Genomic DNA, 298 nt, shown 5'->3' with positions numbered 1-298 from the left:
CCTGCAGCAGATGCACGGAAGCGTTAAAGGCGGTTATGAAGGCCGGCAGCGGCTGGATTGGTAAAACGGCGGGAGCGTTTGCCGATGCCCTTTGCAGGGAGATGGAGCAGCGGGGGATATCAGAGGCAGGGGCCCTTGTCTGTGCGGGAGCCCATGCGGCGGTGCCTCATTATACGGGAAAAGATGGCATCATTTCAGCAGATGCGTGTCTTCTGGTGGATTTCGGAGGCAAATACAGGGGATACTGTTTAGATATGTCGAGAACCTTTTATTTCTGCGGAGAGAACGATAAGAGACG

General features: G+C 54.7%; 1 protein-coding gene. It reads left to right on the top strand.

Translation table 11 applies throughout. The features are described from left to right. The coding region (locus NE473_RS31440; protein ID WP_256265670.1) for a M24 family metallopeptidase at window positions 1-298 on the top strand (298 nt) is incomplete at both ends.

Source organism: Hungatella sp. SL.1.14 (assembly GCF_024460495.1).
Classification (GTDB): Bacteria; Bacillota; Clostridia; order Lachnospirales; family Lachnospiraceae; genus Hungatella; species Hungatella hathewayi.
This window is presented reverse-complemented; position numbering and strand designations above follow the sequence as displayed.